Source organism: Oceanospirillum multiglobuliferum (assembly GCF_900167095.1).
GTDB classification, from domain to species: domain Bacteria; phylum Pseudomonadota; class Gammaproteobacteria; order Pseudomonadales; family Halomonadaceae; genus Oceanospirillum; species Oceanospirillum multiglobuliferum.
In genome coordinates, this window is sequence record NZ_FUXG01000012.1 from 1 (window position 1) to 22322 (window position 22322).

The window sequence follows — 22322 nt, forward strand, 5'->3', positions numbered from 1 at the left end:
AAGCGCAAGGTAAGCATCTGGTTAAAATCGACCAGTGGTTTGCCAGCTCCAAGACCTGTTCTTGCTGTGGACACAAGGTAGACACCCTGCTGTTGTCGGTTCGCACCTGGGCATGCTCGGATTGTTCAGTAGAGCTAGACCGCGACATCAACGCCGCGATCAATATCCGCCAGCAGGGTGTTATCAAACTAAAGGCCGAAGGACTGTCGGTTCCTGCCAATGGAGGCTTGCGTAAATCCGGCCACGCGCCGGTTGCTGCCTGAGAAGTTGGAAGCCTCGCCCGAAAGGGCGGGGAGCAGTCACCTTGATAAAGTGCTTGGTCTGCCCTAAAAACTAAGCTGTCTTGAGTGTTGCTACTGCTCTGCTGCTGGCTGGGTAGAGCGGTTGCACAACCAATACTGACGCTGACTGTAGCGTTGATTGCAATATTTTGAATCTGTGACTCTTCAACTCTGATCCGCAAACTTTCGGCAATTTTGAGTGCTATATCGGTGCTAATATTGGGCAGTATTACCGCAAACTCTTCACCACCATAACGACAGAGCAAAGCGTTGGCCTCAGCTAAGCTATTTTTCAAAATGCTGGCCACCGTTTTTAGGCAGGTGTCACCCGCAATATGGCCGTAATGGTCGTTATAGCGCTTGAAATAATCTATATCGATCATTAATAAAGACAACGGTTGTTGAGTCTGTAGCGCATTTTGCCACTCTTTATGTAGGCTTCGATCAAAGGCTCGACGGTTCGCTATATCACAAAGAGCGTCAGTTAATGTTTGGGTCTGTAGTTGGTCTCGGTGGCGCTTAAGCTCTAAGGTATTATGTGCCCTAATTTTTGCTACTTCTGGATTAATAGGTTTGCTCCAAAAATCGGCAGCACCTAATTCTAGACCTTGCTTTTCATCTCCAACATCTTCACTGCTTGAAGCCAATATAACGGGAATATGGTGCAACTGTTGGTCTGTTTTGATACGAGATAAAACCGAATAACCTGTCATATCAGGCATCATAATATCTAAAATAATCAGATCTGGATGCTCTTGATGGGCAATTGCTAGGGCATCCTGACCATTAAGGGCAAACAATACTCGATATTGCTGTGTGAAAGCGCTAGCCAGAGAAAGTACGTTACTGACTTCGTCATCAACAATTAAAATTGTTTGCTCTGTTTTCATGAAGTTACGCCTTGATTAGACGGGGCGGTGTGGATCTTATGCAGCAGTTGTAACGCCTCTTGATAATTCAATGCGCTAATACACTGCTGTAACTGAACAATCTCGCTAGGTAATGCTTCTATTTTTTCCTGCTGGTTAAAATAGGTCGTAATCTGCTCGATTTGTTGGATCGCTTTTAAATCGTGGCTGTTAAGTTGCTGTGCCAGCAGCGTGAGTTGTGGATTTAGGCTGCGCAACTCTTGCTCACTAATGCCTTGAGTACGTACTTTCGGTTGTTCCTTTTTCGATTGATAGCTTGCTAAAAATGCACTGCAATCAGCAAGGTCTTGATCAATCTGTAAGATTAATTGCTCAACCAAAACCCGTTCAATTAAACCTTGTTTGGCTTTTTGCTCCAATTCGCTGGCTATATTACCGACTAGTACAAAGCCCATAGATTGGGCTAATCCTTTAATACTATGGCTAAAAAAGAACACTTGATCAGTGGTATTTTGATCGATGGCATCTTTTAGCTGCTGTTGTAATTGTCGTAAGCGTGCGGGTAAACGGTCTAGCTGTTGTAAGAATAACTTCAGGCTACCTAAGCGGCTAATCGCATCAGGAAAGTTGAAGTGGCTAGAGGTATTGGAGAAGTCGGGTAATTCGTGCGCATCTTGAATAGTTAAATCTTCGCTAGTGCTATCTTTTGGTAACCAGTGCAACAAAGATGACCATAAACGATCAATTTCAACGGGTTTACTCAGATAGTCATTAAAGCCGGAGTCTAAGCAAGTTTGCTTTTCGCTGCTGTAGGCGTGAGCAGAAAGCGCAATGATGGGGAGCTCGTTAAAAGTATATTCTTGGCGCAGTAATCTGGTGGCCTCATAACCATCCATATAAGGCATCTGAAGATCCATCAATATTGCAGAGAAATAGCCTCTAGGCTGGCTTTTAACTGCCAGTATAGCCTCTTGCCCATGAATAGCTTGCTGGGCATTAATACCTTGAGAACCTAATAGCGCCTGCATAATTTCTAAATTATGCGGTTGATCATCGACCACTAAAATGCGTTTTTCTTGTAGGCGTAGCCGCTGCGCTTCATTAAGCAACAATGAATGGGTCTGTTTTTGTGGAATATCTTTTGTTTTACCTAGCTTGAACTCTAAACTGAAACAGAACTTACTGCCTTGCTTCAGCTTGCTCTCTACAGCAATAGAACCACCCATTAGCTCAACTAGGCGTTGGCTAATAGATAAACCTAGTCCTGTTCCACCAAAGCGACGGGTAGAGGAAGCGTCGGCCTGTTCAAACTCATTGAATAAACGACCGATCTGCTCTTCACTAATCCCTATACCCGTGTCGCTAATTTCGAATGTTAGACGCACTTGATCAGGCGTGCCGTCTTCAAGTTCTGGACTATCGACGTATATTGCCAGCTGCACCTTGCCTTGAGGGGTAAACTTTACCGCGTTGCCCAATAAGTTCAGTAATACCTGTTGTAATCGAAAGGTATCACCCACTAGAGCAAGAGGAAGGTTGGTTGGTTTGGATATAAGTAACTGAATCCCTTTTTCATGAGCGTTGCCTAAAATAATACTAGCAACTGTATCGACAAGCTCATTTGGATCAAAAGTACTTTTCTCTAACTTTAATTTATTAGCTTCAATTTTAGAAAAGTCTAAAATATCGTTAATTACACTGAGCAAGTGCTGAGCAGAGGTCAAACTTTTGTTCAGGTAGTTATACTGCAATGCGGATAGATTGGTTTTTTGTGTGAGTAATACAAAACCAATAATAGAGTTAAGAGGTGTACGAATTTCATGGCTCATATTGGCCAGAAAAGCACTTTTAGACTGATTAGCCGCTTCTGCCTCTTGCTTGGCTAAAACTAACGCCTGTTCTGCTTGCTGTCGGGTATCAACAAATACCTTAAACGAGTGCGCCATCGCACTAATTTCATCATTTCCCTGATCTGGAATGATGTGATTACGCCCTTCAACATGATCTAGCATAGCGTTATTTAAACTATGCAGCCTATGCACAACTTGCCGTCTTAGATAGATCACCGCGCCTATAATCAACAGTAATAATGCTACTGATGAGATAAGCATTAATATAAGAGTTTGTTTGATTGACTCTGATTGCTGATTAATTTTCTGCTGCGTAGAGTGTTTTAGTTCTTGATAGTAATTATAAGTACTGCCTGTTAGCTTTTGTGCAGAAACCCTTGTTTGACGGGCAGTTGCCAGTGCCGCGCGTTGGGCATTTAAACTAGGTACGCGATGATTAAACACGCCATTCACTACTTTCTCTAGTTTGCCTAAAATGGGCTGGCTGTATTGCTCTGGCATGGCTTGTAATAGCTCTATTTGCCGTTCTGCACTCTGTTGTAAACGGGATATCTGGCCTTGGCGATCACTGTTTAGCGCAGTTGATGTATAGCTTAATGCGGCTAAAGCGTAGTTTGCTACTTGTTGAGCTTGTAGGTTCTTATCGTTTTGGTACTGGCTTTCTATCTCTTGTGAAAGGCTAAACAGGTTGTTGGCCAATTGAACTTTTTCAGCCTTAAGTACACGCTCATCTTCAATTTTTTGTCTAAGTAGCTGAATATTCTCGAAGTAGGGTACTTGCCAGCGATTGATCGGAGAGTGGTCATCTATTCCTAGTTTGTCGCGTACTGATTGATAGATATTGATTAGATCTTGATCATTTTTATCTTCATCAGCAAAACTGCGGTCAACTCCGAGCATTTGCTCGAATACCTCAGATGTAATGATCTCTGCATCTCGGCTTAACTCTGCTGCGGCCATTGCACGCTCAAAGTGCTGTTCAGAAAGCGTTTTGAAACTGTTGTATTGATCAAGTAGCGCTGAAAAAAGCAACGCATTGGCAATGAGCGATACACTCATCACCAAGACAAATGCTAAGGTGAGGCGTGTGCCTACACCCCGTAGCATTTGGTGAGATAAAAGCTGTTTAGCAACGTTACTTGAAAGGCGGGGCATAGAGTAAACCACCATTTGACCATAAATTATTCAGGCCACGTTCAACGCCAATGGGAGTGTTAGGGCCAAAATGGCGTTGATAAATTTCACCGTAGTTACCTACCGCTTTAATTGCACGGTAAGCCCATTTTGCATCAAGGCCTAGCTGGTTACCAATATTGCCATCTAAACCTAGTAAATTATTGATCTCGGCACTGTTTTGACGTTTTAAAAACTGGTCAACATTACGCTGGTTGATCCCTTTTTCTTCGGCCAAGATTAAGGCATGTATCACAGAACGTATCACTCGACTCCACTGTGGGTCATCATTTCTAACGGTTGGGGCAATAGGTTCTCTGGAAATTATATCGGGCAGAATCTCATAGATTTCAGGGCGGTCTGCACGGTTGGCACGGTTTGTTGCTAAATTCATGCGATCAGCACTATAAGCATCACAGCTACCTCGGAAAAAACTATCGCCATTTGAAAATAGAATCTTGGTGTTTAAACCTCGTTCTTTAATTAGATTCTCAAGGTTTTTATGGCTAGTAGTATTCTCTGTTACGCAAACGGTTTTATTTTTCAGGTCAGCAGCGCTTTTAATCCCTGAATTTTTTCTGACCATAAACCCTTGTCCATCAAAAAGGTAAATGGTGGGAAATTCAACGCCGAATTGACTCTCGCGCCCTAAAGTCCATGTTGAACTGTACATCACAACATCAGTTTTTTGCTCTATCAGTGAAGTGAAACGAGTTTTAGCACCCACTTCAACATAGTGAACAAAGCTTGGGTCTTTTAGTACAGCCGCAGCGGTCGCTTTACAGAAATCGACATAAAAACCTTCCCAACTACCTGTGCTATTAATTGCGCTGCGTCCAGGATCGTCAGGATAAACACCACATCGTAAATCACCATTTTTCATCACTTGTTCTAAAGTTGCTGCATTGGCAAATGAATTTAGACAAGTCAGTAATAAGGTTGTCCAAATTAATTTTGGCAACCTTGTAAGAGGTGGCAGCGAATCCATGACAGTAACCCCAAATAAAAAAAGTGGCTTGTACTTTAACACCCATGTCTAGATATAAAAAGAGTATTAATTTAATGATTAAATGGAAGGTATTAGAAAGCCTTCAATATAAATTTACATTGTGAATAATGTGAAAATTTTATTGGATTAGTGCATATTGCTTATGTAATACCTCTGCTTTTTGGGCGCGCACTTCTGCGAGTTTATTCCAAAAAGCCTGTGCAAGTTTAGGGTGAGCTTTAACCCATTGATGGGATAAGGGCAGATACCAATCTGCGACCATAAAGGGAATAGACAGCTTTTTAATGTCAGCCTGAATGGCCTGACTAATCACAATATGATCACCGATATTACTTTCAACAACAAAACCATCCAAACGGTTTAGTGCTACAACTCTTAGCCCCTCGCTAGGGACATAACTGTTGCGACTAAGAACACCCATTTGCTTTAATTTTTGCTCAGCAATATAACCTAAAGGTGCACTAACACCGCTTTTAATATTAGAGAATGCTGTGCCATCCCATGAGAGTAGGCTGTTCTTAGAGGTGTAAATATCGTATTGCACACGCCAAAGGCTGTAGCGCTCGTCTGCTTGGTTGTTTCTTTTTGGAAATACACCCCATTCTTCACGTTCTTTTTGCCAGATTGCAGCAAAAATACCATCAACCTCACCCGATTGAAGCAACGCAATGCAGCGCTTCCAAGGGTAGTTCACAAACTCGGCTTGAATACCTAGTGAGCGGGTAGTTTCAATCACTAAATCTGGTAGTGCGCCATTGTGTCCGAGTCGAGTTTTATGGTCATCTGTTGCGACTAAAAATGGGCGGTACTCTTGGTTTTCGTAACAGAAGCGCATTGTAGGCGGTGAGACCTCGTCAGCACTTGTCTGTGTAGCGGTTAGAATAGAGGCCAATACTAGAGTCAGTACAATGTTGCCTTTAAACCATAATCTGCTCATAACTAGCTGACCTCTTGTAAACCGCCCAACAGGGTCGTGTTATTTTTTATCTGTAACCAATGATTGGTAACCTGCATCGCGCACGGCTTCTAGAAGTGCTTCCACTTCTTTCTCTTTTACATGAATCATTTTTAACGCTTCCCCCCCTAAATGTAGACTACTTTCCATCGCTTCAGGGAAGGCATGTGTAGCACCCGCTTGCACCAATTCATGACAAGCATTCAAATCCTTAGCTCGTGAGATAATTGGAACATTAGGAAACTCCATGCGAATATGCTGAATCGCCCGCAGTGCAGAGGGTGTATGGTCAATGGTCATCACCACCAGAGAGGCATCACCCATGTGTGCCGCTTCTAGCAAGTGTGGATCACCCACATCACCATAAAACACAGGCATATCATGCTCTTGGCCTTTGGCGATATGGATCGGGTTGCAGTCAAACGCCACAAAAGGAATATTCTTCTGTTTTAGCAAGCTACCAACCGTAAAGCCTACTCGACCAAAGCCTGCGATAATCACACGACCCGTTTTGTTCTCTGATGGAATATCTAACGTTGGCTTGTTTTCATTATTGAGCGCCCGCTTTTTCTCTAACTTCGCACCAATACCATCGGCAAAACGAATCATTAGAGGGGTCAGCAGCATTGATACAGAGATAACGCCAATCGCTAAAACAAAGGTTTCATCGCTGATCACTTGTAAGGCTTTGGCAGAGCCAAACAGTACAAAGCCAAACTCACCGCCTTGTGACAGTAACAGTCCTATGCGAATCGCTAATGGTCTAGCAAAGCCAAAGGCCATTGCTAAGCCAACCAAAATAACAAACTTAATACTGATAATAACTAGAATATGCTGAATGAAGAGCGTTGGCTGTTCTGCAAGGGCCGCTAGGTCGATAGACATACCCACTGCAACAAAGAACAAACTCATCAATATCCCTTTATAGGGTTCAATAGAGGCTTGTACTTGTAGTCGGTAATTAGAACTAGAGAGCAGCATTCCCATAATAAATGCGCCCAATGCCATTGAAATACCTGCATAGTGCATTGACCACGCTGCTAGGAAAACGGATAGCATCACGACTAGCAAGAAGCCTTCTTTATTGCCTCTACGCGATAGTTGATCTAGCGCCATTGGCAGCACATAACGACCAAATACACCAATGAGCACTAACATGCCGCATACAGTACCCACCTGCTGCCACATCGGTACATCGGCAGATAAGCGCCCTGTTTCAGAGATAATCGGCACAATGGCCAACAGCGGTACGATCGCTAAATCTTGCATCAACAAAATGGCAAATGAGGCAGTACCATGACGGCTAGATATTTCCCCGTTCTCTTGCAAAATTTGCAATACCATCGCTGTTGATGAGAGAGCAAAGGTTAATCCAATCAATAGTGCAGCGGTCCAACTGGGTTGATAGAGATAAAAATAAGCCCCAACCGCAGCACCTGTGACCAATATTTGTAATAAGCCTAATCCAAACACTTCTCGCCGCATTGACCACAACCGTGTGGGTTTCATCTCAAGGCCGATCAGAAATAGCAGTAAAACCACACCCAATTCGGTGAAATGGCGTACATCTTCCACATGGGTGGTGACATAGGGGCCTCCAGAATGAGGGCCGACTGCAATACCTGCTACGAGCAGTCCTAAAATAGAACCTAAACCAAAATGCTTAAAAATGGCCACGGATATTGAGGTTGCAATCAGCACCATCAAGGCTGAGGTGATAAAGCTTTCTAAGTGCATTCAGTTATTCCATCTCTAGGTTTGCAGCTTTTAAAGGTCAGGGCAAAAAGCCCACAGGATTTACAAGGACAGCAATTAGTCAAAAAAGTGCTGAATAATCACAATTTTATCATGAGTTTGCTTGTGTGAATGTGACTGTATTTTGAAACACTATGTCGCTTTTAGAAAACTCACCTGCCTTTGTGATGTTATTTTGGTGAATATAGTGTTTTTTGAAAGTAAATTCAGTTGAAATTAGTTAATTATTGGTAATTTCAGAATACTTTTCTGTCTCAACTTGGGTAGAATGCTGCGGTTGTACACTCTTGGTTTCGACTTTGGTCTAGATCTAGGTGGCAAGCGAAAGCAAAGAGGCTCGGTTGCTTTCGTTCACTAACAACAATGAGTCGACAAGATTTGTTCAGATCTTACTTATCTGTACAGATAGCTGGTTAACAGACTATTTGTGAGATAAATCCATTATTTTCAGGTGCACTGCGCCTAACTCCTCTGGAGCGATGAGATATGCAAGCAATAGTTGATACGCTAAATGGCGTGATTTGGAGCCCTGCTCTAATCTATCTATGCCTTGGTGTAGGTTTGTTTTATTCCATAATGACTCGATTTGTTCAGGTCAGACATTTTTCCGAAATGTGGCGTTTGCTGTTTTCCGGAAAAAGTTCTGAGTCGGGCATTTCGTCTTTTCAAGCGTTAGCGGTTTCTCTATCAGGCCGTGTGGGTACTGGTAACATTGCAGGTGTTGCCGCTGCGATTGGCTTTGGTGGCCCCGGTGCAGTATTTTGGATGTGGGCTGTAGCCTTTTTAGGTGCAGCAACCGCTTATGCAGAATCGACTCTGGCTCAGATCTACAAAGAAGAGCAAGAAGGTCAATACCGTGGTGGTCCTGCTTACTACATCGAAAAAGCGATGGGGCAAAAGTGGTACGCATGGATTTTTGCCATTGCGACGATTCTAGCTTGTGGTCTACTACTGCCAGGCGTTCAAGCCAACAGTATTGGTAATGCCGTTGAAGCCACCTTTGGCCCAGGTCAAATGATCCAAACAGGCATGGGCGAACTTAGCTCGGCCAAGATCTACACTGGTATGCTGGTTGTGGTCATTCTAGGCTTCATTATTTTTGGCGGTGTAAAACGCATCGCTCGATTCACAGAAGTTGTCGTGCCATTTATGGCGCTGGGTTACATCCTTGTAGCTTGCGTAATCGTGCTGATGAACATTGGCCAACTGCCTAGCATCATCGGTATGATTCTGAGCGATGCCTTCACACCGATGGCGGGTATTGGCGCTGCAATTGGTTGGGGTGTTAAGCGTGGTGTTTACTCTAACGAAGCAGGCCAAGGTACTGGCCCTCATGCAGCAGCGGCAGCAGAAGTTGAGCACCCTGCACAGCAAGGTTTAGTACAAGCGTTCTCTGTTTATATCGACACCCTGTTTGTATGTTCTGCAACTGCGTTCATGATTTTGATCACAGGTGCTTATAACGTACATGGCGGTGACGGTTTCTTAGTACAAAACCTCTCTGCGGATATTGCGGCCAACGGCCCAGTATTTACTCAGATGGCAATTGAAACCGTAATGCCAAGTGTTGGTAAGCCTTTTGTGGCTTTAGCACTGTTCTTCTTCTCGTTTACCACTATTTTGGCGTACTACTATATCGCTGAAACTAACGTGGCTTACATCAAGCGCACTATCAAGCTACCGGGCGTTATCTTCGGTCTTAAAGTTGCGATCATGTTCTCAACTTTCTACGGTGCAGTGAAAACGGCAGATCTAGCATGGGGTCTGGGTGATGTAGGTGTAGGCTTAATGGCGTGGTTAAACATCATCGGTATTTTGATCGTATTCGTGATGGCTAAGCCAACCATGAAAGCGTTGAAAGACTACGAAGACCAGCAGAAAGCAGGCGTAACTCACTTCACGTTTGACCCTGAAGCATTAGGTATTAAAGGTGCAGATTTTTGGGTGAAGCGCAAAGCTGCGGCCGATGCCGCGGCTAAACAAGCGAAAAAGAAAAAAGCATCAGAACTGGTGTAACACCCAATTCTGACTAGCTTGCTAATATAAAAAGGCATGCTAGAACAAAAAGGCGACCTTCATTTGAAGCGTCGCCTTTTTGCATTTGGACGAGGGGATTTAATCGTTATAAATTACGGGTAGCTGCCCTCGCCACTGCTGCCAAAGCGCAGGTTGCGTGATGAGCTGTACCATAAAGTGAGCCACATTAATGCGGCTGGTTTTACCTGAGTCAAACAGCGCATCTCGTATGGGTGAGGGGTGTAAGCTATAGGCTGACACTTCAGGTTCATCTATAAGACTATCAGGCCGTACCGCCACCCACTCAATGCTAGGGCTTGCCATTAAACTACGCTGTAAAAAAGCAGCGGCTTGTTCATTGTCAGGGTGAGGGGGTAAGCAGGCGCGTAGTAGCAATATCACAGCGCTGTGCATCAGCGATACTTTCTCTCCCGCCGCTTTATTCTGATTGCCCACACTGTTCATCAAAATAAACTTGATAGCTTGCTTAGGTTTTGTGGCCTCAACTGCTTGGCATAAACGTTGGGTGGCCTCTGTTACTAAGCGACGCGGCTGACCAAATATACCCTTGAAGCTGAGATTATGCCCCAAGCAGCACACAACCGCCTCACAGCCTTGTACTTGCTCGATAAGTTGCTCATCCGAGAGATCCAGCAAGTCAGCATAAGTAATACTGATTTTTTTATTCAGTTGAAAGTGAGCGGGTAGAGAACTGCCAGCACGTACAACGACCTTAACCATTTGCCCTTGTAAAAGCAGCTGATCCACCACCAATCGCCCTGTTGCACCAGAAGCACCCACTACAAGCGTTGTCATGCCGAATATCCTTAGAAAAAATAACATGGAGTCATCTGCACTATAGCTATACATTTAAGGTGGGGTAATTGCCTAAAACTGCATTAGGGTTATACATAATTGTATGAACTGGACATCTGTTTGTTTTGATTGGAATCGAGCACGAGCTTTTTTGGTTACTGCTGAAGAAGGCTCTTTATCTGCGGCAGCAAAAGCTTTAAATATGACGCAGCCCACACTCAGCCGCCAAGTTGCAGCCTTAGAGCAGGAACTGGGCGTCATGTTGTTTGAGCGCACAGGTCAACGGCTTGAATTAACGCAAAGCGGTCTTGAGCTATTAGAACATGCGCGGCGTATGGGCGAGGCTGCACAAGCCTTCTCTTTAGCAGCTCAGGGGCAGTCGCAAACCTTAGAAGGCACCGTTGTTATCTCAGTGAGTGAACCTGATGCGGTTTATCGGCTACCCAATATTATTGCCCAGCTACGCAAAGCCGAACCGGGTATTCATATCGAAACAGTAGTCACCAACCAAGTCAGCGATTTAAAGCGCAGAGAAGCGGATATTGCCATTCGTAGCTTCAGACCCACCCAACCTGACCTGATCGCCCGAAAACTAGGGGAAGAGTTGATTTGGCTATACGGCACCGAAGACTACTTGCAGCCCTATGCCGATATTCAAACATTGGATGAACTTCAGGACATCGAGATTATTGGCTTTAACCGCACCGACGCCATGATCGCCCCGCTTAATCAGCAAGGTTGGAACTTATCGCTGGATAACATCAAGCTCGTCACCAGCTTCCAGCCGATGCAGATTAGCTTATGCCACAAAGGGTTAGGCTTAATCTACTTACCGGACTATATCGGTGACAATGACCCCAAATTAAAACGCGCCTTTCCCAGTTTTGGGCCAATTCTACGTTTGCCGATTTGGTTGGTGTGCCACCAAGAGCTGCGAACCAACCCTAGAGTGAGGCGCGTGTATGACTTTATAGCGAACAGCATTGGTCAACACTAAATAGAAGTGACCATCCAGCGAATATCAGGCGTTTTAGAGTCTTTATCAACCAATGCACCGAAACTATTGATCAATAGCAAGGTGTTAAACACTTCGGGTATAGTCCGAGGGGTGACTATTGCCAGTGCATCAGAAAAGAGGTAAAAGATAGCTTTATTAGAAACAAATAGTGAACCAAGCGAGCGACTTAGGCGGGGAATAGGCCAGAAAATAGCTCGCAGATAGGCCACAGGTTGACAGGGAATATCGCATTAAAAATCAAATCCCCTAGAGTTCTGCGGCTGTACAAAAAACGGTTATAGCTATGGCCTCTCTACCTGTATAACCGATTAATAGTTATGCAATATAGGAAGGTCTAATCACATGAGTCGTACATATAACAGCGCTTTTGTATTAACAGGTGATGAGCCTATATCGGCGCCAACTTTAAAAAGGCTACTACTTACTCATAATAAAGTTTATTTTTCAGATGTAAATGATGAAGCAATTATTAATGAAAAAGAGGTGTTTGAAAGATTTCCAAACATGACAGTTTGTTGGGGTGCAAGAGGGCATTATCCTAGAGTGCCAGAATACAAAGAAAGGTATTCTCGGTGTTTAAAGGGCTCTGAAACAGCACTCAACCGTACTCTATTGCAACCGATAGAATCAAGAAATATACGAACGATAGATCCAGGCATGCATTGGATGTCTTATAACGCCTCACTATCCAATAAAGATCTTGTTAATGCTGCTGCAATTGATGCCACAATAGAGAAGCCTAATCTTTCAATACCAAATACGATATTTTGTGGTGCTGAGGTGTCTCCCTCTGGTGCGAAATCAAAATACTCTTTTGATTATAAAGATCCCACAGAACTAATTGATGTCCATGAAGAGTGGAGTTGGATTTCCAGATTGAGAGTAGGAAGAGCATTGAAATCCATTAGAATAGCTCAAGCCTTAAACGCCTCCCCTATTGCGATAGATAGTATAAATTCTGAAATATGCTACGCGCTGATGCAACAAAGCTCGCCATTTAAATTTACAAATGACGCATTAATGGACTTTGCAATAGATGCTGATATTGTAGATATTGAGAAACTAGAAGCAAACCTAATTGATGTGCCATGGGATGATATTTTAAAAATTAGAAAAGAAATTCTTCCAGCTGTTTCGAAGACAAAAGATTTTTTGAATAGAAATACAAATATTATTTCTAATAATGAGTTCAAAAGTGTAGATCAGTATATTCGAGCTCTAAATGAATTAAAAAGCAGTTTAATTCATTTGAAAGAGCAAGAGTATGAGGCGTGGGAATCATTAAGAATAGGCTCTATTTTAAAAATAGGAGGAGCTACCGGTTCAATTGGCCTTGGTACACTCGCCATACCAACCTTAACAGCCTTTCCTTCTGTTCTTGTGTCATTAATTTGTGCAGGTTTAATTAGTGCTGCTGCGTTAAGTCCAGAGTTAAAAAAATTGATACCTGCACGAAGAAAACTTAGAGAGCACCCTTTATACTTGATAGAAAAACTTACTAAATAATATTTATGAAAGAAGTCCACGCGCATAGCGAGGCAGAACTGTAACCACGATGATGTCATTTTCCACTTGAGTAGACTAAGCGATAACCAGACTGTCGAAGTTTTATTTTATAAATGTTCTCTGCACCAGACAGTTATTGAGTTGCGCTGGTTAAGGTTCTTTGCGATTGAGGGTTAAGACGTTGCCAGCCCCTTGGGAGGGTGCCAAATTGCACGGTGTTGCGCAATGCGCTACACTCCTTCTCATGATTAAGTCATTTAAACACAAGGGTCTGAAGCTGTTTTTCGAAAAAGGGAACACGTCAGGCATACAGGCTAAGCACACTAAGAAACTTCGTATGCAGTTGGCTGCTATCCATACCGCTCAAGATATTGATGATATTAATCTACCCGGTTTCTCTCTTCATCAACTTAAGGGAGAAAGGTCTAATATTTGGTCAATATCCGTTAACGGTAATTGGAGAGTAACTTTCGAGTTCACGGATGGTAATGCTTACATCTTAAATTACGAGGATTATCACTAATGAATATGCATAACCCGCCACATCCGGGTGAATTTATTGAATCCATTTATATGGAACCATATGGTATTAGTTGCAGGTCTCTTGCTACCCATCTTGGTGTTGCCGCTTCAACACTAAGTCGCGTCGTTAAGGGCAAAAGTGCAGTAACACCAGAAATGGCATTAAGACTATCAAAAGTATTAGGGCGGAGTCCTGAAAGCTGGCTTAGCATGCAAGATAATTATGAGCTTTGGAAAGCAAAGCAAAACATCAACTTGGATAACGTGAAGCCCATAGATCTGCATGCCGCCTAACAATCATATTAAGTCGCTCGCAGGATCTCCCGATCAGTACAGCCTATCTCTTTTAGCGGTCATGCAAGCTGCCGCCCATGCAAGGCGGTGACATGGGCACTTCGCCAAAACGGGTTTGCCACTCTTCTGGGGTATAGGCGTGAATGGCAAGCGCATGTACACTGCCTGCCAGTTCTTCGCTTAATACCGCGTACACTTTTTGATGGCGCTGAACAGGGCGCACGTTCGCAAATACCTCTGACACCAGCGTCACTTTGAAGTGTGACTCTGAGCCTTTAGGTACATTATGGTTGTGGCTTTCGTTGAGCACGTCTAAATGCTGTAGATTAAAAGCATCGGCCAGTTTTTGTTCGATGCTGTTTTTTACTGTGGTCGCTTGTTGACTCATCAAATCGCTCTCAATAGATCGCTCGCCGCCTTGGTTTAATGGCGGCTGGCTTTAATAATGACTTTTTTCACGCGATGGGTAATCCACCAGACTAAGGCCACCACAATAGGCACTGCGATGCCGGTCACCAAATCTTTATTCACTGCCACACCAGCACTGTACAGCGCGCCCAGCATGATTTTAACCAAGCTGACCAGATAGTAACTGATGGCGGCAATCGACAAGCCTTCAACCGTTTCTTGTAAGCGCATTTGCAGCTTGCCGCGACGATCCATCGAGGTTAACAGGCTTTGGTTTTGCGCCTCAATGGTCAAATCCACGCGGGTTTGCAGTAGATCACCTGCCCGTTCAATACGGCGCGCCAAGTCTTCTAAACGCTCACTGACAGACTCGCAAGTGTGAAACGCGGGGGTTAAGCGTCGTTCTAAGAAGGAGCCAATGGTAAAGTAATTTTCCACTTGTTGCTCTTTCAACTCGTCCATCCGTTTGATTACCAAGGCGTAATAGGCGCGCATGGCTGAAAACCGATAGTTGGTATTGGTGCGCCAGCGTTCTACTTGGGCGGCCAATTTTGACAGATCTTTAAGCATTTTGCGCTCATCGGTGTCGTCGTTCATTTCAGACATTTCACCGATAATTTCCGATAGCTTTCGGTCGATCTGTTGTAGTTTTGGGCTAAGTCTACGGGCTTCTGGTAGCGCTAATAGCGCCATTAAACGATAGGTTTCTAACTCTAATAGGCGCTGTAATAAACGACCTGTTTGGTTGTTGTTTAACCCATGATTGTGAATTAAAAAGCGCCCAAAACCATCGCCATGTAAACGGAATGCGCTCCAAATTGAGGCGCCGCCCTCCATCAAACGGCCACTGATCAGCCGGTGGCCTTCAAAAGCAATTTTAAGCTGCTCACGATTTAGCTCAGGCTGGTCTTCTGGCAAAATTTCGACGTGAAAGGCGGTAACCACTTCACCGGGAATTTGGCGTAACCAATCCTGAGGAATCAGCTCTAAGGCATTGCTGTCAAAGGGCTTTTCACCTAATTCAGGGCGAATAAAAGTATAGGTGACAAACTCCATGTGGCGACCACAGCGGAACTGAAAGCCGCCAAAATCGGCTTGAAAGAAATTGCTGCCTTGAGCGGGCAAATTCACGCCATAACGTCGACATAGGTTTTGTAAGTGTTCGAACTCTTGTGCTCGTAGCTCTTCTGGCACTAGTACCGCCAAGCGTGAGATACGAGAAGGGGTTTCAACCACTGGAAAAGGGCGAGCGTGTAGTTCGTTGTAAAGCTCATCACGTTTAGGATGCACGTTAAAAGGTAGATGATTTTCTACTGGGTGTTTTAACTCTGCTGGGGTCACAACAAATAGATCCTTTGCTCTTGCTTCTGCATCGGTTTTGCAGAGCCATTTATAGTTTTGATTTCACGGGTATCAATAATGGCCTGTTATGCAAGAAGCACTCCATAGCATATTGAAAATAAACAACTTAACGGGCGCGTAATACCTGTAGTGGCGGTCGTTTGAGCACCTCTTTTGTCCCCCAAAGACCCGCCGTTGTAATAATGGCAACACTGATTAGGGGTAAAAGCAGCCAGTGAGTAAAGCTGAGACTATAGTCTAAGTCAAACAGTTGGCGATAGAGCAAAAATGCGGTGATCTCAGATCCCAATACGGCCAATACACCAGACAGTAAGCCTAAGCAGACAAACTCTAAGCCTTGTATCTGACGAATCATGCGCCCTGATGCACCCAGCGTGCGATAGAGCGCCCCTTCACGCAATCGCTCATCCAGACTATTTTTCACCGCCGCAAGCAGTAAGACCACGCCACAAAACAGGGTAAACATCAGCATAACCTCAATGGCTAAGGTCACTTGCTGTAAAATTTGTCGAACCTGTTGCAGAATTTGCCCGATGTCTAATAGCGAAACAGAGGGAAATTGCCGTACGAGTTGCGCAAGCTGTGGGCGCTGCTCTGGCGCAAGATAAAAACTAGCGAGCAAGGTTTGCGGCATCGACTCTAGCACCTTAGGGGGCGTGATTACGTAGAAATTAGGCTGAAAGTTATCCCAATTGACGGTGCGTAAGTTATGCACAACCCCTTCAATTTTTTGCCCTGCTAATTCAAAGACAAGATGGTCGCCTAAGCTTAAACCCAAACGCTCTGCTAAAGCCGCTTCAATAGAAAGTGGCGTTAGAGCGTTAGGGCTGGCTTGATAATCTTCAGGCCACCACTGGCCAGCTACAACCTTGTTGTCATCTGGTAGCGCACTGCGCCAAGTGAGGTTTAGCTCCCGTTGTAATGCGTTGTCTTCTCTCGCTTTCTCAGGTACTTGCTCTAGTGCGGTTTGATGATTAATCAAGGTTAAACGGGCGCGCACAATAGGGTACAGCGGAGAGTGTTTAATCTCGGCTTGGTCTAAAGCTTGTTCAAATGCCTGCTGCTCATGGAGTTGAATATTCAGCGCAAAATGGTTGGGTGCGGTGATCGGTAACTGTTGCTGCCAACTGTCGAGCAGGTCGTTACGCACAATAGACACCAAGGCCACAACCAACAAGACCAAGGCAAAGGCCAAAACCTGTGGCAAGGCGGTTTTTCTATGGCTGTATAAGCTGCGTAGTGCCAGCCTAGGTTTAACGGGCAGTTTAGATTCTAGTGGATGCAGAAGTTTTAATAGGCCAAGGGTGAGTAGGCTTGATACCACGACTACAACAATTAAGCCTAGGCTAAGCCACAAGGTTAAGCGCCAATCTTGAGAGTACCAATACACCAAGGCAACCAGCGCGAAAAGTGCCAAGCCGTAAGTTGATAAGCTAGAGGCTGAAGCAGGCACTAAGTCTCGACGCAAAATCCGCATGGGTGAAACCTGTTGCAGCTGCTGTAAAGGCGCACGGGCAAAACCCAATAGCAATAATTGACCTGTACCCATTGCCAATAACCAAGGCTGCCAACCTGCTGGGGGTAAGCTTACGGGCAGCGATGACTGAAACAGGCTGACCGCAATGGACTGCAATAGATAACCTAAGCTGGCGCCAATTAACGCGGTCACCAAGCCTAAGCTGAGTAATAAACGACTGTATATGCCTGTGACAAAACGCGGTGAGTGCCCAAAACCTGATAAGACGGCAATGCTGTCAACCCTTCTACGGGCAAAGCGAGCGGCGGCTAAAGCCACTGCCACACCAGATAAAATCACAGCGCCAATGCTGGTGAGTTGTAAGTAACGTTGTGCGCGATCAAGTGCTGAACCTACAGAGGGGCGGTCTTCACGGACATCTAACAGGCGGTGTGCGCTTTCTAAACGTGGTTTAATGCTCGACTTATAGCGTTCAATATCAACCAGTGCACCTGCCAGCATTAAGCGCCAAGTGACACGGCTGCCTGGTTGTACCACTCCTGTTGCAGGCACATCGGCAAGGTTGATCATGGCGCGGGGATTAAAGCTCATAAAACCGCCCCCGCGATCAGGCTCTTGTTGAATCAAGCGGGTGACTGTAAATAGCTTCTGCCCAATTTCAACCTCATCGCCTAGTGTAACGCCCAGTGCGCTGAGTAGCCTTAAATCTACCCAAACCTCGCCTGATAAGGGGATCTGGCCTTGGCTGCTTTGGCCTAAAACGTCAGCCGACTGTCCGATCAGCAGCTCCCCTTTTAAGGGATAACCTTGGCTGATGGCTTTAACTGCCGCCAATTGAAAGCCATTGTCAGAGGCCAGCATACTGGCGAACTCTAACTGAGGCGCTGCTTGTAAATTTTGGTTTTTAGCGTCTTCAAGCCAGTCTTCGGGCAAAGCTCTAGGGCTTTGAATGACCAAATCACCGCCCATCAGTTGCGCGGCTTGTTGCTCCATACCCTTTTGTAAACGGTCAGCGACAAAAGCGGTAATTGCAACGGTCATCACCGCTAAAATCAAGGCAGAGGCCAATAGGTTTAAGTCACCTGAACGCCACTCACGCAGTAATAAACGTGTAGCAAGCCACCATGAGGAGGGGCGTTGTGCGCGGCCTGAATCTATAGCGTTTGGTATGCGGCTCATGGTGTAGCCTCAGCATTCACTGGGTTTACGGCTGCGGGTGTTTGTAATATCAGTTGCTGGTCTTGCAGCAGATAACGCTGCTGACAGCGTTGCGCCAACTCTAGATCATGGGTCACCAGCACCAAAGTGGTGCCTTGATCTCGATTTAGCTTGAATAACAGGTCAATAATGGTTTGTCCCGTTTTTTGGTCAAGGTTGCCTGTGGGTTCATCGGCAAACAGCACTACAGGTTCCCCTGCAAAGGCTCGGGCGATGGCGACCCGTTGTTGCTCGCCCCCTGACAGTTGATTGGGGTAATGCTTGATACGATGACCCAATCCAACGCGCTCCAGCCAGTTTTGTGCTTTTTTTCGATAATCCTTTGCGCCTGCCAGCTCTAACGGCAGCATCACATTGTCGAGCGCTGTTAAGTGGCCTAAGAGCTGAAATGACTGGAAGACAAAGCCCACTTTCTGGCGCACCTGTGCACGCTGCTCTTCATTCAGTTGGGTCAGTGGCTGTTGGTTAAGGTAGATCTCTCCGGTACTGGCCTGATCTAAGCCTGCCAGTAAACCCAGCAAGGTTGACTTACCAGCCCCTGAGCTGCCCAATATGGCAACACTGTCTCCCGCATTGATTTGTAAGTTGATGCCCTGCAAGATAGTCAGCGGTTGCTGCTCGGTATCCATGAGCGTGCGACCCAAGTTTACGGTTTTAATCACAACTGTTGAGGCTAACGGTTCTGGAGTATTCATCCGATGCAAAATCCTATTCAATGGCTTGGGCGCGTTATAGTGCTACTGGTTTTGCTGTTCAGTACAACGACCAAGGCCGAGGGTATCTTGGTGCTGGGTGACAGTTTAAGTGCTGGTTATGGCTTAAAAACAGGCGAGGGCTGGGTGACTTTATTGCAAACCAAACTCAAACAACAGGGGTATGCACAGCCTGTTATTAACGCCAGTATCAGCGGTGAAACCAGCCAAGGCGGTTTAACCCGCTTACCTGCATTACTCCGACAGCATCAACCTGATCTGGTTCTCATCGAACTAGGTGGTAATGATGGTTTACGAGGCTTACCGCTGTCGCAACTGAGCCATAACTTAAGCCAGATGATTCAATACAGCTTAGCAGCCAATGCCCGTCCGGTGCTGCTGGGTATTCAGCTGCCACCCAACTATGGTCGCCGTTATACCCAAGCTTTTGCACAACTCTATCCTGACTTGGCCGCTCAATTTCAGATACCTGTTATGCCCTTTATTCTAGAAGGTATTGGCACTAAAACTGAGCTGATGCAAGCTGATGGCATTCATCCCAAGGCACAAGCTCAGGCGCAGATACTGGATAATATTTGGCCAGTGCTTGCCCCTGAGCTGGGCTTAAACTAAAGCGCTAAACAGTAGTTTTTAAAGCGTTGCAGCAATTGGTAAGCCTCAGGCGTTTCAGTCACTGGCGCTAATAAACCGATCACATCACCGTTGGCAGCATGTTTTTTCTGCCGATGCTCTGAGTACATCTGCATGACTGGTGCCGTGAACTCTGGGTGAAACTGCATCCCCCAAATGCGCTCGCCAATCCGATACGCATGATGCCCCTCGTAGTGGTTATAAGCCAGCAACACCGCATTGTCTGGCAGTTGACGCACCGACTGGGTGTGGCTGGCATTGGCGATAAACTCAAGGGGCAGCGCTGCAAAAATCGGGTCTGACTGTGCGGCCTCTGTCAGTTGCACAGGCACCGTGCCCACCTCTGGCCCCTGAGGGTGATTATCCACACAGCCGCCAAATGTATCGGCTAATAGCTGATGACCAAAGCACACGCCCAGTATCGGCAGGTTGGTTTTGGCGATCTCTCTCAAGCTATGTTGCAAAGGCTCAAGCCAAGCCTCACGGTCGGTCACCATGCTGTGCGAACCCGTAATCACGATGCCTTTATACGCAGAAACATCAGGCACTGGTTCACCCACCTCTGCATGGCAGACATGAATCTCAGCATTTAACGCCTCGGCAAATAGATGCTCAAAATCACCGATCTGCGCCACCATCTCAGGCAGTGCCGTGCCTGTTTTAATCACTAAAAACTGTGCCATCGCTTATGCCTCGTCCTCTGCACAGAAGGCAAAACGGGGTTGCGCTTTGCCGTCTATCTCAACGGTTTCGATGAACATGCTTAAGGGGCGTACCCATAAGGCTTGCTCACCATACAGTGGGCGATAGACCACCAGTTCTTCTTCAGTTTCGCTGTGTTTGGCAACCCCAATCACTTGGTAAAACTGCCCTTTGTAATGCTGATAACGACCGACTTTTAAACTCATGGGATTACCTTGATGTTGGGGTATGGGGCTTTTGAGCTTTCAGCGCGTTCTTTTTGAACTGCTGTAAAAACAAGCCCGTTAAAATAAAGGCCAAGCCGACCAATGTAGAAGGATAAAGGGGTTCATCCAGCAAAGTCACAATTAAAATCAGTGAGACAAAAGGCGAAAGAAAAATCAGATTGCTGATTTTGGCCGTTTGCTGCGTTAAGCGCATCGCTTGCAGCCAACACACAAAGGCCAGCCCCATCTCAAATACCCCCACATAAGCCGCGCCCGCAATACCTTGCCATGAGGGCACCAATAAAGACCCCTGCCATAGATTCACTATTGCCAGCAAAGGCAGTGCCAAAACAAAGTTTAGCCATAGCCCCAATACAGGCTCGCGCTGATCTCGCGTGTTTAAAATCCAATAACTTGCCCAAACTAAAGTGCTGATTAAGGCCAAGCTGACGCCTGTTGCATCACTGAAATTTAAGTCAAAAACTTGTCCACGAGTGGCAATTACCAGCACTCCAAAGTAGCAGACAATACCCGCCACAATGTCTAGCGGGCGTAGACGCTGTTTCAGAAAGGGCACGGAAAGAAAGGCCAGCGTGAGCGCCCAAGTATAGTTAAGTGCCTGCGCCTCTTGTGCGGGCAAACGGTTATACGCACTAAAAAGCAGCAGATAATATAGCGTTGGATTAAGCGCGCCATATAGAAGCGACCAGCGCCATTGCGCGGGGCTGAGTTTAAACAGCAAATGCCATTTTTTTTGTACGCTCAATACCAATGATAAAATCAGTACCGAACTGACCGCCGCCCAAAATAGCAGCTGTGCAGGGGTTTGCTCGGTTAACGCAATTTTAAAAGCAGTCGCAACCGTAGACCACATGGCAACGGCTGATGAGGCATAAAGTAGCGCTTTGCGCTCTTGGTGCATGATGAATATCCTAGTGTTTAAATAGCGATCGGTTTGCGTGGCTAACTTAGGCGTTATCGTCAGGCTAGCCTTTATTTATGCGGTATTGTTTGTCACCAGAGGTGTGTTATGTCACTGAGCCTGAGCGAAGTACAGATCGAACAACAGGCGTTTCGCGCGCAATGTCAGAGTCTTGTGTTATCAACCTTAAATGAACACCAATGCCCAGAAACCAGCTACGCCCCCTTTGTCACCGATGACGCAGGCAACCATTATATCTTCGTCAGTGAATTGGCCGCCCATACTCGTCATCTGTTGGCGAATCAAAAGGTGTCATGGATGCTGATTGCCGACGAACAAGACACACGCCAGATTTTTGCCCGTCGTCGTTTCACCTGCTTAGGGCGCGCGGAAGTGATCTCTCGTGACGCGCCTGAATATTCCCCACGTCTTGAACAGATGCAAGCGCAGTTTGGCGAAATTATTGATCTGCTGAAGAGTTTAAATGACTTTTATCTGATTAAACTTTGCCCAACACAAGCCACTTACGTGCGCGGCTTTGGGCAAGCTTACCGTTTAACGGGTGAGGGACTCAACGACATTGAGCATCTGCAACGGAGTTGATGCGATCAGATTGTCGA

General features: G+C 45.6%; 20 protein-coding genes and 1 pseudogene. 8 read left to right on the forward strand and 13 right to left on the reverse strand.

Annotated features, from left to right (window positions below):
- Positions 1-26: 26 nt before the first annotated feature.
- The gene (locus tag B5D26_RS16425) at positions 27-263 is read left to right on the forward strand and encodes a transposase (RefSeq protein ID WP_234985262.1); all 237 of its coding nucleotides are present in this window, start codon (positions 27-29) and stop codon (positions 261-263) included.
- A 101-nt stretch (positions 264-364) separates the two neighbouring features.
- Here the strand turns inward: B5D26_RS16425 and B5D26_RS16065 are convergent.
- From B5D26_RS16065 to B5D26_RS09375, 5 genes and pseudogenes are all read right to left on the reverse strand, one after another.
- Positions 365-1171: pseudogene (locus B5D26_RS16065) on the reverse strand (diguanylate cyclase); the annotation flags it as partial.
- On the reverse strand, positions 1168-4155 hold the full coding sequence (locus B5D26_RS09360; protein WP_159445637.1) for an ATP-binding protein: 2988 nt from the start codon (positions 4153-4155) through the stop codon (positions 1168-1170). The gene B5D26_RS09360 and the pseudogene B5D26_RS16065, both read right to left, overlap by 4 nt.
- Complete coding sequence (locus B5D26_RS09365) at positions 4136-5161, reverse strand: amino acid ABC transporter substrate-binding protein (protein WP_078745478.1); 1026 nt, start codon at positions 5159-5161, stop codon at positions 4136-4138. The genes B5D26_RS09360 and B5D26_RS09365 overlap by 20 nt, the downstream gene beginning before the upstream one ends.
- A gap of 139 nt (positions 5162-5300) precedes the next feature.
- Complete coding sequence (locus tag B5D26_RS09370; protein ID WP_078745479.1) at positions 5301-6119, reverse strand: substrate-binding periplasmic protein; 819 nt, start codon at positions 6117-6119, stop codon at positions 5301-5303.
- 39 nt (positions 6120-6158) lie between these two features.
- Positions 6159-7874 carry a cation:proton antiporter domain-containing protein gene (locus B5D26_RS09375; protein ID WP_078745480.1) on the reverse strand — a complete coding sequence of 572 codons (1716 nt, stop codon included), beginning with the start codon at positions 7872-7874 and terminating at the stop codon, positions 6159-6161.
- Positions 7875-8378: 504 nt separating this feature from the next.
- Here B5D26_RS09375 and B5D26_RS09380 point away from each other — a divergent pair.
- The gene (locus B5D26_RS09380; protein ID WP_078745481.1) at positions 8379-9908 is read left to right on the forward strand and encodes an alanine/glycine:cation symporter family protein; all 1530 of its coding nucleotides are present in this window, start codon (positions 8379-8381) and stop codon (positions 9906-9908) included.
- Between the two features lie 99 nt (positions 9909-10007).
- Here B5D26_RS09380 and B5D26_RS09385 read toward each other — a convergent pair whose 3' ends face one another.
- Positions 10008-10724 (reverse strand): NAD(P)-dependent oxidoreductase, encoded by a 717-nt coding sequence (locus B5D26_RS09385; protein ID WP_078745482.1) that lies wholly within the window; start codon positions 10722-10724, stop codon positions 10008-10010.
- Positions 10725-10827: 103 nt separating this feature from the next.
- On the opposite strand from B5D26_RS09385, the gene B5D26_RS09390 reads away from it, so the two are divergent.
- The 4 genes from B5D26_RS09390 (at position 10828) to B5D26_RS09410 (ending at position 14064) form a co-directional block, all read left to right on the forward strand.
- Entirely contained in the window at positions 10828-11721 is an 894-nt protein-coding gene (locus tag B5D26_RS09390; RefSeq protein ID WP_078745483.1) for a LysR family transcriptional regulator, read from the forward strand.
- 363 nt (positions 11722-12084) lie between these two features.
- Entirely contained in the window at positions 12085-13248 is a 1164-nt protein-coding gene (locus B5D26_RS09400) for a hypothetical protein (RefSeq protein ID WP_078745485.1), read from the forward strand.
- 244 nt (positions 13249-13492) lie between these two features.
- The gene (locus tag B5D26_RS09405) at positions 13493-13771 is read left to right on the forward strand and encodes a type II toxin-antitoxin system RelE/ParE family toxin (RefSeq protein ID WP_078745577.1); all 279 of its coding nucleotides are present in this window, start codon (positions 13493-13495) and stop codon (positions 13769-13771) included.
- Entirely contained in the window at positions 13771-14064 is a 294-nt protein-coding gene (locus B5D26_RS09410; protein WP_078745486.1) for a HigA family addiction module antitoxin, read from the forward strand. The genes B5D26_RS09405 and B5D26_RS09410 overlap by 1 nt, the downstream gene beginning before the upstream one ends.
- A gap of 52 nt (positions 14065-14116) precedes the next feature.
- Here the strand turns inward: B5D26_RS09410 and B5D26_RS09415 are convergent, their stop codons facing one another.
- The 4 genes from B5D26_RS09415 to B5D26_RS09430 form a co-directional block, all read right to left on the reverse strand.
- Positions 14117-14452 (reverse strand): BolA family protein, encoded by a 336-nt coding sequence (locus tag B5D26_RS09415; protein WP_078745487.1) that lies wholly within the window; start codon positions 14450-14452, stop codon positions 14117-14119.
- Positions 14453-14487: 35 nt separating this feature from the next.
- Positions 14488-15813, reverse strand: a complete 1326-nt coding sequence (locus B5D26_RS09420; RefSeq protein ID WP_078745488.1) for a DUF3422 family protein — start codon at positions 15811-15813, stop codon at positions 14488-14490.
- 127 nt (positions 15814-15940) lie between these two features.
- The gene (locus B5D26_RS09425) at positions 15941-18490 is read right to left on the reverse strand and encodes an ABC transporter permease (RefSeq protein ID WP_078745489.1); all 2550 of its coding nucleotides are present in this window, start codon (positions 18488-18490) and stop codon (positions 15941-15943) included.
- Positions 18487-19224: an ABC transporter ATP-binding protein gene (locus B5D26_RS09430; RefSeq protein ID WP_078745490.1), complete on the reverse strand. Its 738-nt coding sequence runs from the start codon at positions 19222-19224 to the stop codon at positions 18487-18489. Before B5D26_RS09430 ends, B5D26_RS09425 begins: the two co-directional genes overlap by 4 nt.
- Before the next feature lie 3 nt (positions 19225-19227).
- On the opposite strand from B5D26_RS09430, the gene B5D26_RS09435 reads away from it, so the two are divergent.
- Positions 19228-19854, forward strand: coding sequence for an arylesterase (locus B5D26_RS09435; protein WP_078745491.1), 627 nt, complete (start codon positions 19228-19230; stop codon positions 19852-19854).
- On the opposite strand, the gene B5D26_RS09440 is transcribed toward B5D26_RS09435, so the two are convergent.
- The 3 genes from B5D26_RS09440 to B5D26_RS09450 are packed head-to-tail and all read right to left on the reverse strand — an operon-like array spanning position 19851 to position 21702.
- Positions 19851-20555: a glutamine amidotransferase gene (locus tag B5D26_RS09440; RefSeq protein WP_078745492.1), complete on the reverse strand. Its 705-nt coding sequence runs from the start codon at positions 20553-20555 to the stop codon at positions 19851-19853. The two genes, B5D26_RS09435 and B5D26_RS09440, sit on opposite strands and share 4 nt — an antisense overlap.
- Before the next feature lie 3 nt (positions 20556-20558).
- On the reverse strand, positions 20559-20780 hold the full coding sequence (locus B5D26_RS09445) for a DUF1653 domain-containing protein (RefSeq protein WP_078745493.1): 222 nt from the start codon (positions 20778-20780) through the stop codon (positions 20559-20561).
- 4 nt (positions 20781-20784) lie between these two features.
- Entirely contained in the window at positions 20785-21702 is a 918-nt protein-coding gene (locus B5D26_RS09450; protein WP_078745494.1) for a DMT family transporter, read from the reverse strand.
- 108 nt (positions 21703-21810) lie between these two features.
- Between B5D26_RS09450 and B5D26_RS09455 the strand changes: the two genes are divergently transcribed.
- Positions 21811-22305 carry a HugZ family pyridoxamine 5'-phosphate oxidase gene (locus B5D26_RS09455; RefSeq protein WP_078745495.1) on the forward strand — a complete coding sequence of 165 codons (495 nt, stop codon included), beginning with the start codon at positions 21811-21813 and terminating at the stop codon, positions 22303-22305.
- Positions 22306-22322 lie beyond the last annotated feature (17 nt).

Bases quoted from the DNA above. Each gene is read 5' to 3' on its own strand.
- B5D26_RS09360 (WP_159445637.1), bottom strand. From the start codon at position 4,155: ATGCCCCGCCTTTCAAGTAACGTTGCTAAACAGCTTTTATCTCACCAA.
- B5D26_RS09365 (WP_078745478.1), bottom strand. From the start codon at position 5,161: ATGGATTCGCTGCCACCTCTTACAAGGTTGCCAAAATTAATTTGGACA.
- B5D26_RS09370 (WP_078745479.1), bottom strand. From the start codon at position 6,119: ATGAGCAGATTATGGTTTAAAGGCAACATTGTACTGACTCTAGTATTG.
- B5D26_RS09375 (WP_078745480.1), bottom strand. From the start codon at position 7,874: ATGCACTTAGAAAGCTTTATCACCTCAGCCTTGATGGTGCTGATTGCA.
- B5D26_RS09380 (WP_078745481.1), top strand. From the start codon at position 8,379: ATGCAAGCAATAGTTGATACGCTAAATGGCGTGATTTGGAGCCCTGCT.
- B5D26_RS09385 (WP_078745482.1), bottom strand. From the start codon at position 10,724: ATGACAACGCTTGTAGTGGGTGCTTCTGGTGCAACAGGGCGATTGGTG.
- B5D26_RS09390 (WP_078745483.1), top strand. From the start codon at position 10,828: ATGAACTGGACATCTGTTTGTTTTGATTGGAATCGAGCACGAGCTTTT.
- B5D26_RS09400 (WP_078745485.1), top strand. From the start codon at position 12,085: ATGAGTCGTACATATAACAGCGCTTTTGTATTAACAGGTGATGAGCCT.
- B5D26_RS09405 (WP_078745577.1), top strand. From the start codon at position 13,493: ATGATTAAGTCATTTAAACACAAGGGTCTGAAGCTGTTTTTCGAAAAA.
- B5D26_RS09410 (WP_078745486.1), top strand. From the start codon at position 13,771: ATGAATATGCATAACCCGCCACATCCGGGTGAATTTATTGAATCCATT.
- B5D26_RS09415 (WP_078745487.1), bottom strand. From the start codon at position 14,452: ATGAGTCAACAAGCGACCACAGTAAAAAACAGCATCGAACAAAAACTG.
- B5D26_RS09425 (WP_078745489.1), bottom strand. From the start codon at position 18,490: ATGAGCCGCATACCAAACGCTATAGATTCAGGCCGCGCACAACGCCCC.
- B5D26_RS09430 (WP_078745490.1), bottom strand. From the start codon at position 19,224: ATGAATACTCCAGAACCGTTAGCCTCAACAGTTGTGATTAAAACCGTA.
- B5D26_RS09435 (WP_078745491.1), top strand. From the start codon at position 19,228: ATGCAAAATCCTATTCAATGGCTTGGGCGCGTTATAGTGCTACTGGTT.
- B5D26_RS09440 (WP_078745492.1), bottom strand. From the start codon at position 20,555: ATGGCACAGTTTTTAGTGATTAAAACAGGCACGGCACTGCCTGAGATG.
- B5D26_RS09445 (WP_078745493.1), bottom strand. From the start codon at position 20,780: ATGAGTTTAAAAGTCGGTCGTTATCAGCATTACAAAGGGCAGTTTTAC.
- B5D26_RS09450 (WP_078745494.1), bottom strand. From the start codon at position 21,702: ATGCACCAAGAGCGCAAAGCGCTACTTTATGCCTCATCAGCCGTTGCC.
- B5D26_RS09455 (WP_078745495.1), top strand. From the start codon at position 21,811: ATGTCACTGAGCCTGAGCGAAGTACAGATCGAACAACAGGCGTTTCGC.